We start from the raw sequence: 16,985 nt of genomic DNA, 5'->3' as shown, positions 1-16,985 counted from the left end.
ATGGGCTTTTGCGTGTCCCGGCCAGGGTGACCACGCGCCCTCCCCCGGAATCAAGGAGGCGCTGCTGTTTGCGGCACGTTCGAAACGCCCGCCGGCGCACGCCTTTCGTTCCGCCAAAGCACCCGCAGCGCAACATGGGAAATCCGCGCGGCACCCTATAATCCGCGCTTTCCCCCTGATGAGTTCCACCCCGATGGCGCAGCAAACGATGAAGGCCCTGGTCAAGCGCGAAGCAGCCAAGGGCATCTGGATGGAAGAGGTTCCGGTGCCGACTCCGGGCCCCAACCAGGTGTTGATCAAGCTCGAGAAGACCGCGATCTGCGGTACCGACCTGCACATCTACCTGTGGGACGAGTGGAGCCAGCGCACGATCAAGCCGGGCCTGACCATCGGCCATGAATTCGTCGGCCGCATTGCCGAGATCGGCCCGGGCGTGACCGGCTACGAGATCGGCCAGCGCGTCTCGGCCGAAGGCCACATCGTCTGCGGCCACTGCCGCAACTGCCGTGGCGGCCGCCCGCACCTGTGCCCGAACACCGTCGGCATCGGCGTCAACGTCAATGGTGCCTTCGCCGAATACATGGTGATGCCGGCCAGCAACCTGTGGCCGATCCCGGACCAGATCCCGTCGGAGCTGGCCGCGTTCTTCGACCCGTACGGCAACGCTGCGCACTGCGCACTGGAATTCGACGTGATCGGTGAGGACGTGCTGATCACCGGCGCGGGCCCGATCGGCATCATCGCTGCCGGCATCTGCAAGCACATCGGTGCGCGCAACGTGGTGGTGACCGACGTCAACGACTTTCGCCTGAAGCTGGCCGCCGACATGGGCGCCACCCGCGTGGTCAACGTCGCCAACCAGTCGCTGAAGGACGTGATGAAGGAACTGCACATGGAGGGCTTCGATGTGGGCCTGGAAATGAGCGGCAACCCGCGTGCGTTCAACGACATGCTCGACTGCATGTACCACGGTGGCAAGATCGCCATGCTGGGCATCATGCCCAAGGGTGCAGGCTGCGACTGGGACAAGATCATCTTCAAGGGCCTGACCGTGCAGGGCATCTACGGCCGCAAGATGTACGAAACCTGGTACAAGATGACCCAGCTGGTGCTGTCCGGCTTCCCGCTCGGCAAGGTGATGACCCACCAGCTGCCGATCGACGACTTCCAGAAGGGGTTCGACCTGATGGAAGAAGGCAAGGCCGGCAAGGTCGTGCTCAGCTGGAATTGACCCGAAGGGTCAATTCCCCCGCATGTTTCCTTATCCCCGCGCCTTTGGCGCGCCCCCTTGAACAACAAGGGGGCTCTTCCCCAGATGGGATCAAGAACACCGCGGAACTGAAAAAGGCGCCCGATGGGCGCCTTTTTCGCAATGCGTGCCAGGCAGGCCTGGCACCTACCGTAACGCCTGCGGCGTTACTTGCCCACGGCCACGGTCAGCAGCACCCGGCTGTGGGCCAGCTTGCCGGAGTTGTCGCGGCCGTTGCCGTCGGTGCCGTAGTAGCCCAGGCCGACGTTGAACAGGCCGAACTGGCGTTCGACGCCGACGTTCCAGTCGGTGTAGTCCTTGGCGATGCCGTCCTCGAAGGTGCTGCGGCCGACGTTGGCATTCAGGGTGAAGTCCTTCGGCAGGCCCCAGCTGCCGCCCAGGCCGAAGTACCAGCCATCGGTGCTGCTGTTCCAGACATCGTTGGTGTAGGCCACCGTCAGCTTGTAGGTCTCATCCAGCGTAGTGGTGGTGATCAGCTCGTTGTAGTTCAGCTCGCTGGCACCGAGGTAGGTGTAGCGGTTCAGCAGCGCGTCGAAATTGACGCGGGGCGTGACGTCGACGCCGTAGCCGATCTGGTAGTCGACCTCGGTGCTCGGGTCGCCCGGACCGAAGTCGACGCCCGAACCCCAGACACCGGCATACAAGCCGACCGGCGAGGTGTAGGTGAAACCGGCCTGCAGGGTCGGCTTTTCGTCGGTCTGCGACACACCACGGAACAGGTAATCGGAAACGGCGGTGACGTTCCAGCTGTACGGCGATTCGTTTTCCTGGGCACTGGCGGCGAACGGGGCAGCCAGGGTCAAGGCAGCGACAATGGCGAGGCAGGCACGGGCGTGCTTCATGAGCGTCTCCGGTGGGGGCGGTGGCGTGGAAGGCCGAGGGCGGGCGTATCGGCCGGAACGGACAGCTCCGGTTCACGAATTCTTAACCAGTTTGCTATTGCGATGCAACATGTGCCGGCCGTGGCGATGCCCCGGCCGCGCCGGTTGGCAAGCGGCGATGCCCGGTAGAATCGGCGGTTTCCCGTTCAGAGCCGTGCCCACGCCATGACCGACGCCTCTTCCGCCCTGACCCGCCACTATGCCGAGGAACTGGACGCCATCCGCGCCCAGGGCCTGTTCAAGTCCGAGCGGATCATCATCAGCCCGCAGTCGGCCGAGATCACCCTCGACGACGGCCGCAAGGTGCTGAATTTCTGTGCCAACAACTACCTGGGACTGGCCGACCATCCGGATCTGATCCAGGCCGCCAAGGACGCACTCGATACCCACGGCTTCGGCATGGCCTCGGTGCGCTTCATCTGCGGCACGCAGGACCTGCACAAGCAGCTGGAAAAGCAGATCGCCGACTTCTTCGGCAAGCAGGACACCATCCTGTACGCGGCCTGCTTCGATGCCAACGGCGGCCTGTTCGAGCCGCTGCTTGGCGAGAACGACGCGATCATTTCCGATGCACTGAACCATGCTTCGATCATCGACGGCGTGCGTCTGTGCAAGGCCAAGCGCTTCCGCTACGCCAACTGTGACATGGCCGATCTGGAAGCCCAGCTGCAGGCCGCCGATGCCGCAGGCTGCAAGACCAAGCTGATCACCACCGACGGCGTGTTCTCGATGGACGGCTTCATCGCGCCGCTGGACAAGATCACCGCGCTGGCAAAGAAGTACAACGCCCTGGTGCACATCGATGAATGCCACGCCACCGGCTTCCTCGGTGCCACCGGCCGCGGCTCGGCCGAGGTCAAGGGCGTGCTGGAGAAGATCGACATCATCACCGGCACTCTGGGCAAGGCCATGGGTGGCGCACTGGGCGGCTTCACCTGCGCCAGCGCCGAAGTGATCGAACTGCTGCGCCAGCGCTCGCGCCCGTACCTGTTCTCCAACTCGCTGCCGCCGCACGTGGTGGCCGCCGGCATCAAGGCATTCGAAATGCTGGCTGCCGCTGACGACCTGCGCAGCACCCTGGCCGAGAACACCGCCTACTTCCGCGAGAAGATGACCGCCGCCGGTTTCGACGTGAAGCCGGGCGTGCATCCGATCAGCCCGGTGATGCTGTATGACGCACCGTTGGCGCAGAAGTTCGCCGAGCGCCTGCTCGAGGAAGGCATCTACGCGATCGGCTTCTTCTTCCCGGTGGTGCCCAAAGGCCAGGCCCGCATCCGTACCCAGATCAGCGCTGCGCACAGCCGCGAGCACCTGGACCGGGCGATCGACGCCTTCACCCGCATCGGTGTCGAACTGGGCGTGGTCAAGGGCTGATCATGGCCGGGGTCGGATCCCTTTCCGCAGGAAAGGGCTCTGCCCCACCCGGTCAGAGCGTGCCGACCAAGGTCGGCACCTACCGCAGCCTGATGGCGTGCCGACCAAGGTCGGCACCCACTGGCGTCACTTCTTTTTCTTCTTGCCCTTCGGCTCGTCCTTGCTGGCCACCACCACCGGCTTGGCGGCGGCATCCTGGCCATTGCCCTTGGCTACGCGGATACCGTTGGCCTTCATCCAGGCATCGAACTCATCGGCGGTCATCTTCTTGTCGCCGTCGCTCATCAGGAAGCGGTAACTGCCGCGACCATCCAGCTCCGGGGTCTTCACTTCCACCACCGGGGTCTCGGCAGGCGTTTCCGCCTTGGCCACCTTCTTGTGGCCGCCGCAGGCGGTCAGCAGCACCATCGGCAGCAGCAGGCCTGCGCAGCGCAGGGTTTGATTGAGGGTCGGGTGGTACATGGCAGGCTCCGTTCGGGAATGTCGACAGCCAGGCGCCCCCTACGCCTGGAACGGCGGCCGGCAACTGCCGGCCACGGGCGATGATCAGCCCGGTGCAGCGGCCCCCAGCCGCTGCTGGTCGCTGACCTGCAGAACCCGCCACTGGCCCTTGCCGAGATCGCCGAGCAGCAGCCCACCGATCGCGACCCGGACCAGGCGCAGCACCTGCAGGTCGAAGGCCGCCAACAGGCGGCGGATATGGCGGTTGCGGCCCTCGTCGAGGACCACCTCCAGCCATGCGGTCTTGTCGCCACTGCGCAGTACGCGCACGGCACGGGCGGCGAGGAAATCCCCCTCATCCTCCACCCCGGTCTGCAGTGCCGCCAGGGTGGCGTCATCGGGCAGACGATCCACCTGCACGTGATAGGTCTTCTGCGGGCCGGTCTCCGGATCGGTCAGGTGCGCCGCCCACTGCGGATCATTGCTGAACAACAGCAAGCCTTCGCTGGCCTTGTCCAGGCGCCCGACCGGCGCGATCCACGGCAGGCCGGCACCGTCGAAGCAGCGATACACGGTGTCGCGACCACGCTCGTCCTGCGCCGTGGTCACCACCCCGCGCGGCTTGTTGAGCATCAGGTACAGGCGCTGCGGCGCATCCATCGGCCGGCCATCGACTTCGATCGGTGGCACAGGCTGTCCAATCGGGAATTCGGGATCACGGACGATGCGGCCGGACACGCGCACGCGGCCCTCGGCAATCCAGCGCGCGGCCTCGCTGCGCGAGCACACACCCGCCTTGGACAGCACCCGCGCCAGGCCATGGCGCACGCCACTGGAGACATTCGGAGTCGCACGCCCACGCGATGCGCGGGAGCGGGCGGCGGGGGCGGCAGGTGGGCGGCGCGTGCGCAAGCCTCTGCTCCCCGCGGCGCTTACTTCTTGTCGACCGGCTTGGTCTCAGCCGGTGCTTCGGCCGGGGCCGGAGTGGCGGCCGGAGCCGGACGCGCCTTGACCACGCGAACGCCGCGCGCCTTCATCCAGGCGTCGAACTCTTCGGCGGTCATGCGCTTGCCGTTCTGGCTCATGTCGAAGCGCCAGGGCGTGTTGTCGAATTCGGTCTGCGGCTTGTAGGCCGCCGGATCGTTCGGCTTCACCGCCGGTGCGCTCGGAATGGCCTTGGCGATGTTCTGGCAGCCGTCGATGCGCAGGCGCTGCAGCACCTGGTCCAGCGACTGCGACGGATCGTAGTTGCTGCTCAGCACACCGGCCGGCATGCCCAGCTGGTTGCCACGGATGTACAGCTCGTCGGCCACTGGCGCGATGGTCGTGGCCGGCAACGGCAGCGGCGAGGCGCTGGTGTTGACCGAGCAATCGACCGCAGCGTGGGCGGCGGGAACCAGGGCCAGCGCCAGGACGGCGGCCGATGCAGAGCGCAGCATGAGGGGCATCCACGGAAGGAAGTGACGCGGCGAGTTTAGCAATGCCGCGCCAGCTTTCAAGCGCCACTTTCAATGAATACGACAACTTATTGGTTTTACGGATAAAAAGACCGACGAACGGTTTCCTTGCCGGGTCACAGGCGAGCTTCCTGGCCGCAGAAACAACAAGACCCGGCCGAAGCCGGGTCCTGCTGTGTCCTACGGGCAGAGCGTCAGAACTTAGTTCTGGACGTTCAGCTCGGTACGACGGTTCTTGGCGCGACCTTCCGGGTTGTCCGAACCATCCGGGTTGGTGTTCGGAGCAATCGGACGGCTCTCGCCGTAGCCGATCGGGCCGACCAGGCGACCGGCGTCAACGCCGTTCTTGGTCAGGTAGTTGTACACGGCGGTAGCACGACGCTCCGACAGCTTCTGGTTGTAAGCGTCGGTACCCTTCGAGTCGGTGTGACCGGCAACTTCAACGCGCAGATCCGGGTAACGCTTCAGGATCTCGGTGGCTTCGCTCAGGATCGCCACGGCGTCCGGACGCAGGTTCGACTTGTCGAAGTCGAAGTTGACGCCCTTCAGGTCGATGGAGACCGGAACCGGGCAACCGTCCGGACCGATGGTCTGACCCGGCTGCGAGTTCGGGCACTTGTCGTCGCAGTTGTTGACGCCGTCACCGTCGTCGTCCAGGTCGGCGCAGCTCGGGGCAACCGGAGCCGGAGCCGGAGCAGCCGCGACCGGAGCCGGGCCCAGCGGGATCACGACGCCGACCGAAGCCAGCACGTCGCCGAACCAGCTCTCGTCACGTGCGGCGATGCTCTGGTCGTCGAAGTCAGCGCGGTAGGCCACTTCGGCGCGGACAGCAACACGCTTCTCGAAGGTGGTCTGCAGGCCGACGCCCAGCTTGGCGGCAACATTGCCGTCCTTACGCTGGCGCGGGCCGTTGTTGTCGAGCGCAGCGTACTCTTCTTCCGACTTCTGGTAGCCCAGGCCACCGACGATGTACGGGTTCCAGCCGCGGCCTTCCTTGATGAAGTGGCGACGCAGGTCCAGCGAGACGCCGTACTGCGACCAGTTCAGGTCCTGGTTGCTGTCGAAGTTCGGGTTCTGGTAGTTCAGCTCACCGTCCAGCGACCAGTTCGGGCTGATGAACTTACCCAGGCCCAGGGTCACGAACGGAGCGTCATTGGTCAGACGGTCGCTGTCCTGGAAGTTGAAGCCGGCCGAACCGGTCAGGTACCAGCGGTCATCGAACTCCTGCGCCGAAGCTGCCTGGGCGAAAGCCAGGCCGCCCAGCAGCGCGGCAGTAAGGATCTTCTTGTTCATTGAGTACAGCTCCTATTTCGGGGGTATGAAACCGGTAGAGGCATGGGCCAGCACTAGTGCATCGATGTACGACAGCCGATTCAGCACGCCACCGCCGCGAACATTATGCTCAGGCGGGTGAAGGCCATGTTAACAGTCCCGTAACATGTGAAGTGTTGCGCCCGACCGGCCACCGGTCCGACGTTGAAACCCTATACAGGATGATGAAAATCCGCAAGACCCACGCACTGCAAGGGTTTGACGGGGTTTAAGTGTCGAATGCGACATATTGCGCAACGCGCCGCATCACACGGTTCAGCGCGTTTGCGGAAACGTGAGGAACCTTATGATGGGATCACGAACCCAGCCGGAGCCGTGATGAAAGCCGTCGCCCTGAGTCGTGAATACGCCCCTGCCCTGCGTGATGTCCTGCTGCCACCACCGCTGCCTCCACGCGGCCGGGACCTGCTGGTCCGGATCGAAGCGGTCTCGGTCAACCCGGTCGACGCCAAGCAGCGGGCCGCCACCGATCCGGCAGCGCTGGAGACGCCGCGGGTGCTCGGCTGGGACGCCGCCGGCGTGGTTGAAGCCATCGGCGATGAGGCCAGCCTGTTTGCCTCCGGCGACGAGGTCTACTTCGCCGGCGACGTCACCCGCCCGGGCTGCAATGCGCAGTACCAATGGGTGGACGAACGGCTGGTCGCCCGCAAGCCGACCACGCTCGATTTCGCTGAAGCGGCCGCGCTGCCGCTGACCACCCTCACAGCCTGGGAACTGCTGTTCCAGCGCATGCCGCTGCAGCTCGATGGCCGCCGCCACGTGGGCCAGCACCTGCTGGTGATCGGCGGTGCGGGCGGCGTGGGCTCGATGGCGATCCAGCTCGCCCGCCACGCCGGTTTCGAGGTGATCGCCACCGCCTCGCGCGAGGCCTCGATCGACTGGTGCCGACAGATGGGGGCCACGCATGTGATCGACCATCGGCAGCCACTGCAGCCCCAGGTGCAGGCGCTGGGCATCGATGCGGTGCAGGTCGCGCTCAATCTGGCCGACACCGACCACTACTGGGATGAACTGGGCCAGCTGCTGGCACCGCAGGGCCACGTCGGCCTGATCGTCGAGCCGCGGGGTGCGCTGCGCATCGGCGATCCCTACAAGGCCAAATGCATCGGCATCCACTGGGAATTCATGTTCGCGCGTTCGCGCTTCGCCACCGCCGACTGCATCGAACAGCACCGCATCCTCAGCCGTGCGGCCAGCATGATCGATGCCGGCCAGTTGCGTGGCACGCTCAAGGAGACGCTGGGCACGATCAATGCGGCCAACCTGGACATCGCGCATCAGCGCCTGGCCAGTGGGCGCACGGTAGGCAAGCTGGCGCTGGTCGGCTGGGACGACTGACGGGGTGTTGTAGAGCCGAGCCCACGCTCGGCTGCTATGCCTGCCGCCACCGGCAGAGCACGGGCTCGGCCCTGCACAACCGCCCGCATGCGGGATCGACGTCGCCTGTAGCGCCGGATTGGCCAGCATCTGTATCTATGGATGATGCAGAAACAGCGATACGGTGGAAACAGATCCCCCCCCCGGACCGCCATGCCCACCGCCCTGCCCTTGCGCCTGCTGCAATTGACCACCGGCCTGTTCCTGTACGGCTTCGGTGCTTCGCTGATGATCCGTGCCACGATCGGCGTGGCGCCCTGGGATGTCCTGTCGCAGGGCATCGCTGCGCAGACCCCGCTGTCGTTCGGCCTGGCGACCAACGTGATCGGCGCGCTGGTGCTGCTGCTGTGGTGGCCGCTGCGCCAGAAGCCGGGCGTCGGCACCGTGCTCAACGTGATGCTGATCGGTCCCTCTGCGCAGTTCGGGCTGTGGCTGCTGCCGCCGGCCGTCGGCCTTGGCTGGCAGCTGGCGATGTTCTGCGCGGGCATGCTGCTGGTGGCCCTGGCCACCGGCCTGTACATCGGCGCCCGCCTCGGCCCGGGTCCACGCGATGGCCTGATGACCGGCCTGCATGCCCGCACCGGCTGGCCGATCTGGAAGGTGCGCAGTTTGATCGAAGGCAGCGTCCTGCTGCTGGGCTGGTGGCTGGGCGGCAACGTCGGCCTCGGCACCCTCGCCTTCGCCCTGCTGATCGGCCCGCTGTGCGGGGTGACCCTGGGCTGGTTCGGGATCGGTCGCCCCGCGGTCGTGCCGGCCGCTGCCCGGCAACCGCAATCACCCTGAGCTGCCCCGTACCCGGCCAGCGGCCGGCACGACCGCCCCCGGAGTTCGGGGGGCGCCGCCGCCGGCGCCATCCAGCAACCCTTGCCCCGGCCGCCGTTTCGCGGCACGCTTCGCGCTTCCGTACGCAAGCGTATCGACCATGTCCCCAGCCAACGAAAGCGCCTATCCCCATCTGTTCGCCCCGCTGGACCTGGGCTTCACCCAGTTGCGCAACCGCGTATTGATGGGCTCGATGCACACCGGCCTGGAGGATCGCGCCCGCGACTTCCCGCGGCTGGCGGCCTACTTCGCCGAACGCGCCGAGGGCGGCGTCGGCCTGATCGTCACCGGCGGCTTCGCACCGAACGTGGTCGGCTGGCTGAAGCCGTTCGGCGGCAAGCTGTCCTGGCCCTGGGAAGTGCGGCCGCACCGCCAACTGACCGCCGCCGCGCACCAGCATGGCGCGAAGATCTGCCTGCAGCTGCTGCATGCCGGCCGCTATGCCTACCACCCCTTGTCGGTGGCACCGTCGAAGCTGAAGGCACCGATCAACCCGTTCACCCCGCGCGCGCTGTCGGCCAGCGGCGTCGAGCGCCACATCGCCGACTACGCGCGCAGCGCGAAGCTGGCCCGCGAGGCCGGCTACGACGGCGTGGAAGTGATGGGCTCGGAGGGCTACCTCATCAACGAGTTCATCGCACCGCGCACCAACAAGCGCACCGATGCCTGGGGCGGCGACGCGCGCCAGCGCATGCGCTTCGCGGTCGAGATCGTGCGCCGCATCCGCGAAGCCTGTGGCCCGGACTTCATCATCATCTACCGCCTGTCGCTGGTCGACCTGGTGGAAGACGGCAGCAACTGGGAAGAGATCGTGCAACAGGCGCAGGCCATCGAGGCCGCCGGCGCAACGATCATCAATTCCGGCATCGGCTGGCACGAAGCGCGCATTCCGACCATCGCCACCTCGGTGCCGCGCGCGGCCTTTGCCGGTGTCACCGCCAAGCTCAAGCCGCATGTGAAGGTTCCGCTGGTGGCGACCAACCGCATCAACATGCCCGACGTTGCCGAACGCATCCTGGCCGGTGGCGGCGCCGACATGGTGTCGCTGGCACGCCCGCTGCTGGCCGACCCGCAGTGGCCGAACAAGGCCCGTGCCGGCCGCGCGGAGGCGATCAACACCTGCATCGCCTGCAACCAGGCCTGCCTGGACCATGTGTTCGAGAACAAGCTGGCCAGCTGCCTGGTCAATCCGCGCGCCGCCCACGAGACCGAGCTGGTCTATCGTCCCACCGCTGCGCCGAAGAAGATTGCGGTGGTCGGTGCCGGCCCCGCCGGCCTGGCCTGTGCCACTGTCGCTGCCCGGCGTGGCCACCAGGTCACCCTGTTCGATGCCAATGATGAGATCGGCGGCCAGTTCAACGTGGCCAAGCGCATCCCCGGCAAGGAAGAGTTCCACGAGACCCTGCGCTACTTCCGCCACGCGCTGCAGGAGACCGGCGTACAGCTGTGCCTGGGTACCCGCGCCGACGCTTCCCAACTGGCTGGCTTCGACGAGGTGGTGCTGGCCACCGGCATCACCCCGCGCAAGGTCGATTTCCCCGGTGCCGATCACGCCAAGGTGGTGAGCTATCTGGACGTGCTGCTGGAACGGGTCGAAGTGGGCACCAATGCAGCGATCATCGGCGCCGGCGGCATCGGCTTCGATGTCGGCGAATTCCTCAGCCACGCCGGTGAATCCCCCTCGCTGGATCCGCAGCGCTGGATGGCCGAATGGGGCGTGGACGCCAGCTTCGAGGCACGCGGCTCGCTGGGCCGGCCCGAGGTCGAGCCGTCACCGCGGCGCTTGTGGCTGCTGCAGCGCAGCCCGGGCAAGCCGGGCGCGCGGCTGGGCAAGACCACTGGCTGGATCCATCGCGCCACGCTGAAGGCCAAGGGCGTGCGCATGCTCGGTGGCGTCGAGTACCTCGGGGTGGACGACGAGGGCCTGCGCATCCGCGTGGACGGCAGCGAACAGCTGCTGCCGGTCGACCATGTGGTGATCTGCGCCGGGCAGGAACCGAACCGCACGCTGCAGGCCGAACTGCAGGCGGCCGGCATCAACGCGCAGCTGATCGGTGGTGCCGACGTGGCCGCCGAACTGGATGCGAAACGCGCCATCGACCAGGGCAGCCGGGTCGCCGCCGCGCTCTGATGACCGCCTGAATGGGGGACGGAATGTGATTTCCGTCACCCCGGTCGAACCTGAATGTCAAGCCGAGCGGTTCACGATGCGTTCGGCTATGCCCCCCTACCTTGCGCCATCTTTCCGCTCACCAGCCAGTTTCCGGTGAGCCGGCGCAGTCCCCCACGATCGGTACTGATCGTTTCTTTTGGGGCTGCCCACGGGGCGGCCCCGATGGCCGCCTCCCCATGACGCCAAGTCGTACCCGCCTCCTGTCGCCCCGCGGCCGGAACCGGAGGGTGCGGCCCATACGGAGCAAGGAGTTATATGAAACTGGCCTGGATTCTCTGGTTGTCGCAGTTGTTGCCTCAGCCGGCCGCTGATTCACTGTGTCTGAGCACCACCGTGTACCTGGAAGCCCGCGACCAGACCCTGCGCGGCCAGCAGGCTGTTGCCGAGGTCGCCCTGCGCCGTCTCGACAGTGGCTTGTGGGGCGACTCGATGTGCCAGGTGGTCACCGCGCGCAAGCAGTTCGCACCGACCATCGTCTCCCCCGGCACCCAGCTGGGCAATGACGCGGCGTGGAGCGAAGCGATGAACGTGGCCTTCGACGCCGAGCGCAACTGGGCGCTGCCGGCCGGCGAACGCCGCGAGATCGTGCCCGGTGCCAGCCACTTCGCCGCGCTGTCCATCGCCAGCCCGAACTGGCGCAACGCCTACCAGGTGGCGACCATCGGCGATCACACCTTCTACAAGGTGCAGAACCTCAAGCCGCGGCAGTCGTAACGATCCGTGCTGGCGGCAGCGTTGCCGGCCGCCGCCGGGCTCTGGGATAGTGGGCGTTTCCCGCCCGCATCACCTGGAGTTCCCATGAAGCTGTACAGCAAGCCCGGTGCCTGTTCCACCGCCGACCACATCGCCCTGCAGTGGACCGGCCAGCCGTTCGAGGTTGAACTGCTGAACAAGGACACCCTGAAGGGGCCGGAATTCCTCAAGATCAATCCGGCCGGTGCCGTTCCCGCGCTGGTCGACGGCGACTTCGTGCTGCTGCAGAACGCCGCGATCATGGGCTACATCGCCGACAGCTTCCCGCAGGCCGGCCTCGGCGGTGATGGCAGCCCGCGCCAGCGCGCCGAAGCCACCCGCTGGCTGGCCTTCGTCAATTCCGACGTGCACCCGGCCTTCTCGCCGCTGTTCGCGCCGGGCAAGTTCATCGCCGACGAGAGCCAGTACGACGCGATCCGCGCCGCCGCGCACAAGCGCCTGCGTGGCCTGTTCGAGACCGCCGACAGGCAGCTGGCCGACAAGCCATGGCTGGCCGGCTTCCGCAGCTTCGCCGACCCGTACTTCTACATCACCCTGCGCTGGGCCGCCGGTGCCAAGGTTGATCTGTCCGGCCTGGACAACCTGGCCGCCTACAAGGCACGCATGGACGCCGATGCCGGCGTGCAGGCCGCGCTGAAGGCCGAAGGCCTGGCCTGAGGATGACCCCGGGGTCAGAGCCGTTCGCGTGGCGAACGGATCTGACCCCACTGCCTTCCGGACGCGGGGTCGGATCCGCCTGTACCGCAGGCGGCTCTGACCCCATCCGTTGCATCCTCACACTCAGCCGATCTGGCGGATCACTTCGCCCTTGGCATCGCGCAGACAGGTCGGCACCACGTCGATGCGCAGCGCCTCCGTCAACGGGTAGATGCCACGTTCGGCACGCACGCCGGCCAGGGCCCGCAGCCCCGCCTCGTCCAGCGCCCAGCGCGCGCTGTCCGCCGACAGTTCGCCCACGTCGCCATGCCCGGCTGGAATGAACGCCCATTGCCGCTCGCGACTGACCAGTTCCAGCGACTTTCCGTGGCACAGGCGCAGCGGCAGCAGTTCGCACACGCTGGCGACCTGGCCCGCGCCGAGCACCAACGTAGTGACGCCGGCCTCCTGCCGCCAGTCCAACGTCTCGATGAACAGCATGCCGGTGCTGGAGCCCTCGCGCTCGCTGCCGGCCCTCACCCGTGCGGCCAATACCGGATCTTCCAGCAGGTTGCGGCGATGCAGGTCGCTGATCCACAGCGGCATCGCTGGCTGCAGTGCCTGCAGCACGCCACGCGTCGACCAGCGCTTGACCGCCTCCATCTCCTCATCGGTCAGCCCGACCAGCTGCAGGAACTGCAGGTGGCCATTGGCGGTGTCGCGTGCCGGCAACTGCGGGTCGACAATGAAGGCCAAGTGGCACAACCGCGTGTCGGTCTCCAGTGCGATCGGGCCGTTGGCATTGAGGTGGTGGCCATCCTCGAATGCATTCCCACTGCCGAACACATAGCGCGCCAGGTTCTGCAACAGGTTCATCGGCCACACCGGCGGCGTGCTGTCGGCGTTCTCAGCGGCTTCGGCGGCGAGACGGAACGTCAGCTCGAAACCATAGCCGCTGGCGGCGGCATCACTGCTCTCCTTGGCATACAGCTCGGAGAAACCGTAGGTGATGTAGTGCCAATGCGGAACCGGCGCATCCGCCCAGTACACGCTGATGCCATCCAGCGGGTCCTGGCCGCCGAGCGTGTAGGGAAGCGCGGTGCCGTAGTGTCGCGGCTCCTGCCCGGCATACAGCGGCGCCAGCGCCGCATTGATCGCGTCCCAGCCGGGGGTGTCGGTGTCATCGTGGTCGTCCTGCACGCGGGACTCCTTGTGGGGAAGTGAACCGATCACTTTACGCGGTGGCTCAGGCCTGCACGACCTCTTTGCCAGCGTTCACTACGGCGGACTGGGTTTCCTGCCACCAGCGCTGCGCCAGCGCCGGGCTGCGCGCCTTGCCCACCGCCGCCAGCAGTTCCGGGCACAGGCGTTCCAGCGCCAGCGCATCGGTGCAGCGTTCGATCTTCAACTGCATGAAGTAGCCCTTCAGCCCCAGGTGGCGCCGCACCGCCTCGCTCATCGCGTCGTACAACTGCTGGTACAGCGCCGGGTCCTGTTCGCGGCCGGTGCTGATGCCACGCGCCGGAGCGGCCTCCACGCTCCCGCCAATCACCTCGATCAGTCCCTGTGCGGCCAGCTGCTCCAGTGCATCCGGAGGTGCGCGCAGGCCATCGAACAGGCCGCGCAGTTCGGTGTCATCGCGATGGCCATCGACCATCAGCAGGATTGAACGCAGTGCCGCCGACAGGCGCCGGCCACGGTCTTCGATTTCCTGACGGCCAGCAGCCGTCTTGGCGTGCAGCAATGCCATTGCCTCCCCCTCCCTTGATGCACCATGCCAGCGTGCCGTGTGCGGGCACACCCCCCTGATTGCCATCCCCGGGCGGCGCGCGCATTCCCCGGCGCGCACCGCGTGTTGCAGGTCGATGACAGGCCGAGCTTAGCGCAAGTGCCGCGGGCAGTGCCGGCCGCTGGCCGGCGATCCCGGGATTGATGGCAATGCCGGCCAGCGGCCGGCACTACCCGGTCAGCGGCCCAGCGCCCGGCGGATCTCCTCCAGCGCGCCAGGGTCGTCCAGCGTCGACAGGTCGCCCGGGTCGCGCTGCTCGGCCAACGCCTGCAACGAGCGCCGCAGCAGCTTGCCCGAACGGGTCTTGGGCAGCGCGTTGACCACGTGCACGTGCGCCGGGCGCGCCACCGCACCGAGCGAGGTGGTCACCGTCGCCATCATCTCGGCCACCACCGGCGCCGGATCCTCGCCCTCAAGCCCCTGCTTGAGGGTGACGAACACCAGCGGCACCTGCCCCTTCAGCTCGTCCTTGACCCCGATCACGGCAGCCTCGGCCACGCGCGGATGGCTGGAGATGGCCTCCTCGATCTCGCGCGTGCCCAGGCGGTGCCCGGCCACGTTGATCACATCGTCGGTACGGCCGAGGATGAAGGTATAGCCATCGTCATCGCGGATCGCCCAGTCCAGCGAGCTGTACAGCAGTTCCTTGAAGTGGCTGAAGTAGCTCTGCAGGAAACGGCTGTCGTCGTTCCACACCGTGCTCATGCAACCCGGCGGCAAGGGCGGCGACACCACCAGCACGCCCTTCTGCCCCGGTGCCACCTCCTCTCCGGTGTTCTCGTCGATCACCTTCATCCGATAGCCGAGATTGGGGAAGCCCGGTGAACCGAAGCGCACCGGCTTCATCTCCAGGCCCGGCAGCAGGGTCAGTGCCGGCCAGCCGGTTTCGGTCTGCCAGTAGTTGTCGATGATCGGCTTGCCCAGCGCTTCGCTGATCCAGTGCGCGGTGGGTTCGTCCAGCGGCTCGCCGGCCAGGAACAGGTACTTCAGGGCGCGCAGGTCGTGGCGATGGATGAAGTCCGCGTCGTGCTTCTTCAGCACGCGGATGGCGGTGGGTGAGGAGAACATGGTGCGCACGTTGTACTGCTCGCACAGCGCCCACCAGATGCCCGGGTCCGGATTCGTCGGCAACCCTTCGTACAGCAGCGACGTGCAGCCGCCGATCAAGGGCCCGTACACATTGTAGGAATGGCCTACCGCCCAGCCGACATCGGAGGTGGAGAACATCACCTGGCCCGGCTTGCAGTCGAACACGGTCTCCATCGACTGCGCCATCGCCACCGCGTAGCCACCCACGTCGCGCTGCACGCCCTTCGGCTTGCCGGTGGTGCCGGAGGTATACAGCAGATAGCTCGGCTCGCTCGCTTCCAGCCACTGCACCGGCACATCGACTTCACCAACCTGTGCGCGCAGCGCGGCGTACTCCACGTCGCGACCCGGCACGCGCGGTTCGGCGGCATCCAGCCCACGCGAGACGATCAGCACGTGTGGCGGAGGCGACGCCGCTTCGGCGCAGGCGGCGTCGACCATCGGCTTGTACGGAATCAGCTTGCCACCGCGCATGCCGGCATCGGCGGCGATCAGCAGCCTGGGTTTGGCGTCGTCGATGCGCAGTGCCAGGTTGTGCGCGGCGAAGCCACCGAACACCACCGAATGCACCGCGCCGATGCGCGCGCAGGCCAGCATCGCGAACACGGCTTCGGCCATGTTCGGCATGTAGATCACCACACGGTCACCGTGGCCGACGCCGAGGTGCTTGAGCACGGCGGCGAAGTCGTTCACTTCGCGATACAGCTGGCGATAGGTGATCTCGCGGGTGCTGTGGGTTTCGGTGGAAATCGCAACCAGCGCGAGCTGGTCGGCGCGCTCGGCCAGGTGGCGGTCGACGGCGTTGTAGCAGAGATTGGTTTCGCCGCCAACGAACCAGCGCCGGAACGGCGGGTTGCTGTAATCGAGCACCTGCTGCGGCGGTTTGTGCCAATGGATGCGCTTGGCTTCCTCGCCCCAGAAGGCCTCCGGCTCGTCGATCGAGCGACGGTAGGTTTCCTCGTAGTTCATGACGCAGCCCTCCCAGACAAAGTCATGGGTTCGAGGATAGTCCGGCGCTGGCGCGCGGGCCGCCCTACCTTGGTAGGGGGGTGGGTTTTTCATGCAGGGCTGCGCCCTGCACCTGCAGAGGCAGAGGCCGAAGCCGAAGCCGAAGCCGAAGCGACAGCAGATGCTGGCTTACCGGGGGATGGCGGGGTGGGTCCGGTGGCGGGAGACGCCGTAAACCCGTCCATGGGGGCTTGGCCGCGGCATCCATGCCGCGGACACTCCCGCCACCGGACCCACCCCGCCTTCGACAGACTTCCGCGATCTGTCGGAACCTGCTGCTGATGGTGGGTGCCGACCGTTGGTCGGCACGGGCCCGGGTCTGGTAGGTGACGACCTTGGTCGACACGGATGAATTCATTCGATATCTGACAGATGTGTCGACCAAGGTCGACACCTACCAACAGCCGCGCAGACAACCATCGCAATTACCAACAGCTGCGGGAATCTGTCAGAGGCGGGGCGGTGTCGGAGTGCGGGGTGTCAGCCGCATGGATGCGGCTGCCAAGCCTTATCTGATCGGAATCTGGCAGCGTAGGTGTCGAGAGCCGGCGTGGGCCGCCGTGTAAGCCTGGATCTCGACGAT

At 66.6% G+C, this 16,985-nt stretch carries 15 protein-coding genes; 7 read left to right on the top strand and 8 right to left on the bottom strand.

The genetic code is table 11. The features are described 5' to 3' along the window. Nucleotides 1–208 precede the first annotated feature (208 nt). Complete coding sequence (gene tdh / locus AC5P66_RS18325) at nt 209–1,231, top strand: L-threonine 3-dehydrogenase (protein ID WP_005415442.1); 1,023 nt, start codon at nt 209–211, stop codon at nt 1,229–1,231. Nucleotides 1,232–1,416: 185 nt separating this feature from the next. Here the strand turns inward: tdh and AC5P66_RS18320 are convergent, their stop codons facing one another. Next, on the bottom strand, nt 1,417–2,112 hold the full coding sequence (locus AC5P66_RS18320; RefSeq protein ID WP_049416821.1) for a TorF family putative porin: 696 nt from the start codon (nt 2,110–2,112) through the stop codon (nt 1,417–1,419). Between the two features lie 204 nt (nt 2,113–2,316). On the opposite strand from AC5P66_RS18320, the gene kbl reads away from it, so the two are divergent. Continuing rightward, the gene (gene kbl, locus AC5P66_RS18315; protein ID WP_099495922.1) at nt 2,317–3,525 is read left to right on the top strand and encodes a glycine C-acetyltransferase; all 1,209 of its coding nucleotides are present in this window, start codon (nt 2,317–2,319) and stop codon (nt 3,523–3,525) included. A gap of 126 nt (nt 3,526–3,651) precedes the next feature. Here kbl and AC5P66_RS18310 read toward each other — a convergent pair whose 3' ends face one another. The 4 genes from AC5P66_RS18310 to AC5P66_RS18295 form a co-directional block, all read right to left on the bottom strand. Beyond that, entirely contained in the window at nt 3,652–3,987 is a 336-nt protein-coding gene (locus AC5P66_RS18310) for a hypothetical protein (RefSeq protein WP_049438378.1), read from the bottom strand. An 84-nt stretch (nt 3,988–4,071) separates the two neighbouring features. After that, nucleotides 4,072–4,878, bottom strand: coding sequence for a pseudouridine synthase (locus AC5P66_RS18305; protein ID WP_049438379.1), 807 nt, complete (start codon nt 4,876–4,878; stop codon nt 4,072–4,074). A 20-nt stretch (nt 4,879–4,898) separates the two neighbouring features. Beyond that, nucleotides 4,899–5,405 (bottom strand): hypothetical protein, encoded by a 507-nt coding sequence (locus tag AC5P66_RS18300; protein WP_005408235.1) that lies wholly within the window; start codon nt 5,403–5,405, stop codon nt 4,899–4,901. 219 nt (nt 5,406–5,624) lie between these two features. Next, a complete protein-coding gene (locus AC5P66_RS18295; protein WP_049416163.1) occupies nt 5,625–6,716 on the bottom strand; it encodes an OmpA family protein in 1,092 nt (363 codons plus the stop codon). Between the two features lie 357 nt (nt 6,717–7,073). On the opposite strand from AC5P66_RS18295, the gene AC5P66_RS18290 reads away from it, so the two are divergent. The 5 genes from AC5P66_RS18290 (at nt 7,074) to AC5P66_RS18270 (ending at nt 12,537) form a co-directional block, all read left to right on the top strand. After that, entirely contained in the window at nt 7,074–8,093 is a 1,020-nt protein-coding gene (locus tag AC5P66_RS18290; protein WP_099496170.1) for a zinc-binding alcohol dehydrogenase family protein, read from the top strand. A gap of 192 nt (nt 8,094–8,285) precedes the next feature. After that, complete coding sequence (yczE, locus tag AC5P66_RS18285; RefSeq protein WP_099496169.1) at nt 8,286–8,915, top strand: membrane protein YczE; 630 nt, start codon at nt 8,286–8,288, stop codon at nt 8,913–8,915. Between the two features lie 139 nt (nt 8,916–9,054). Then, a complete protein-coding gene (locus AC5P66_RS18280) occupies nt 9,055–11,085 on the top strand; it encodes an NADPH-dependent 2,4-dienoyl-CoA reductase (RefSeq protein WP_099496168.1) in 2,031 nt (676 codons plus the stop codon). Nucleotides 11,086–11,382: 297 nt separating this feature from the next. Next, nucleotides 11,383–11,841, top strand: coding sequence for a cell wall hydrolase (locus tag AC5P66_RS18275; RefSeq protein WP_004154513.1), 459 nt, complete (start codon nt 11,383–11,385; stop codon nt 11,839–11,841). Nucleotides 11,842–11,925: 84 nt separating this feature from the next. Continuing rightward, nucleotides 11,926–12,537, top strand: a complete 612-nt coding sequence (locus AC5P66_RS18270) for a glutathione S-transferase N-terminal domain-containing protein (RefSeq protein ID WP_049416149.1) — start codon at nt 11,926–11,928, stop codon at nt 12,535–12,537. A gap of 123 nt (nt 12,538–12,660) precedes the next feature. On the opposite strand, the gene AC5P66_RS18265 is transcribed toward AC5P66_RS18270, so the two are convergent. The 3 genes from AC5P66_RS18265 to prpE all read right to left on the bottom strand — a co-directional run bounded on the left by AC5P66_RS18265 (nt 12,661) and on the right by prpE (nt 16,363). Next, nucleotides 12,661–13,716 (bottom strand): suppressor of fused domain protein, encoded by a 1,056-nt coding sequence (locus AC5P66_RS18265; protein WP_099496167.1) that lies wholly within the window; start codon nt 13,714–13,716, stop codon nt 12,661–12,663. A gap of 46 nt (nt 13,717–13,762) precedes the next feature. Beyond that, nucleotides 13,763–14,266, bottom strand: coding sequence for a hypothetical protein (locus AC5P66_RS18260; protein ID WP_099496166.1), 504 nt, complete (start codon nt 14,264–14,266; stop codon nt 13,763–13,765). A 216-nt stretch (nt 14,267–14,482) separates the two neighbouring features. Then, nucleotides 14,483–16,363, bottom strand: coding sequence for a propionate--CoA ligase (gene prpE, locus AC5P66_RS18255; protein ID WP_049416143.1), 1,881 nt, complete (start codon nt 16,361–16,363; stop codon nt 14,483–14,485). Between the last annotated feature and the right edge of the window lie 622 nt (nt 16,364–16,985).

It is taken from the genome of Stenotrophomonas sp. YJH_SMC_122 (assembly GCF_059369535.1).
Note: the sequence above shows the minus strand (reverse complement) of the source record. Positions and strands in the feature narration are given on the sequence as shown.